Source organism: Mesorhizobium sp. M7A.F.Ca.ET.027.03.2.1 (assembly GCF_003999175.1).
In the GTDB taxonomy this organism is placed as follows: Bacteria; Pseudomonadota; Alphaproteobacteria; order Rhizobiales; family Rhizobiaceae; genus Mesorhizobium.
On sequence record NZ_RZOM01001254.1, the window covers coordinates 1 to 1,576 of the forward strand.

Below are 1,576 nucleotides of genomic sequence, written 5' to 3' on the forward strand. Positions count from 1 at the left end.
GTCGCATAGTGGAAGGCCTCAGGCGCGCACAGCACCAGCGCCGCGATGCCGGCGCGGTCCATCAGTTGCGCCGCGCGCTGGCGATCGACAAAGCCTGTCATGGGTTTCTCCACTGTCCGAAGCGGCAACGGAGCATTCCGGGTGCGCACAATCAAGCCGCTGACAGCAGCTACTTGATCGATTCCAGCTTGGCGACGGCGGCGGTGAAGCCGGCCAACGACACCGGGATGGTGACCGGCTTGCGGGTGACCGATTCCATGCCGATGTTCAGATTGGTCCCGGACTTCATGGCCTTGATGAGATCCGCCGACAGCGGCGTGGCGGCATAGGCGCCGTTCTGGTCGCTGGTCTGGATGGCAATCGTCGTCTTCTGGCCCTGGTCGATCTGGAAGGAGGCGCCGGACGGCAGGAACAGGCCGTGCGGCAGGGCAAGCAGCATGGCGAGGCTGCCATTGCCGTTGTCGCGGCGCACGGTCACGGTCAGCACGCGCTGCCCGGTCTTGGCCTCGGTCAGGTTCTGCGACACCTGGCACTGAAGCTCGGTGGTCGCCGAACCGCTGGAGCAGTTCACCGCCCACGGATTGGCATCGGCCGGTTTTGCATTGCTTTCAGCCGGCTTTGGCTGGGCCGGCTTGGCATCTTCGGCAAGGGCTGGGCCGGCGGCCAGACCAAGCCACAGGGCGGCCAGCCCCGCGGCCATGCCAAGTAAATTAGACTTGTCTAAAGTAAGTGCCATGTTGTTTTGCCGGATGCCTTGCATGTTTCCTCGCCGCGCCCCGGTATTCTCCCGAGCATGGCTTGATACAACACTCGCGACTGTTCCGAAAGCCGAGCCGAAGGCAAGCAAGCCGGCGAAATTACTGTGGCCTTTCGGACACAGCGAGCAATTTTGCAGGAAAGCTCTAGAAATCGGATCGGCCAGGACTCGCTATACAATAGAATTCGAGTAAGAATCTACACGGGGCGCGTGTAGTCCCCGAAGGACTCGCCAGGGATGGGAACTACCGAGACGTCTCGGCAAGTTGGTGAGATAGCGGCGCGTGGGGAGGATTTCCACGTTCGCGCTGGCTATCGCCGTTCGCAAATCGCCAGGCATCTTTGGAAGACGACGGCGCTGACGACGCTGGCGCTCGGTCTTTCCGGTCTGACGGCCCATGCCGATCCGAACGGCCTGTGGCAGCCGCAGATCCGCGCCATCATCGGCGCCGACAACAATGGCGGCAACGCCGCGCTCGAAGGTTTCATCCCGCTCAAGCAGACGGCCGAATCCGTGCTGTTCCTGGATGTCCGGGCCAAGCATGATTTCAAGGATGGTTCCGGCCAGGATGTCGGCCTCGGCATTCGCCGCATCGTCAACCCGGACCTGATGATCGGCGGCTACGCCTATCTCAACCTCGAGAACTACAACTCCACCCAGTTCACCGCGGCCACGCTGGGCGCCGAGGCAATCACGCCACATTTCGATGCGCATGTGAACGTCTATCTGCCGATCAAGGGCGATTCGACGGATCACTCGACCAGCTCGACCCTGTCGATGGTCAGCAACCAGCTGATCGAGCAGATCTCGGTCCTCGAC

Annotated in this window: 2 protein-coding genes; one reads left to right on the forward strand and one right to left on the reverse strand. The window is 62.1% G+C overall.

All coding sequences use genetic code 11. From position 1 onward, the window contains the following. Window positions 1–169 precede the first annotated feature (169 nt). The gene (locus EN750_RS33560) at window positions 170–736 is read right to left on the reverse strand and encodes an invasion associated locus B family protein (protein ID WP_245481823.1); all 567 of its coding nucleotides are present in this window, start codon (window positions 734–736) and stop codon (window positions 170–172) included. A 258-nt stretch (window positions 737–994) separates the two neighbouring features. Between EN750_RS33560 and EN750_RS33565 the strand changes: the two genes are divergently transcribed. Continuing rightward, window positions 995–1,576, forward strand: a 582-nt coding sequence (locus tag EN750_RS33565; RefSeq protein WP_145968166.1) for an inverse autotransporter beta domain-containing protein, incomplete at its 3' end; no start/stop codon positions are given.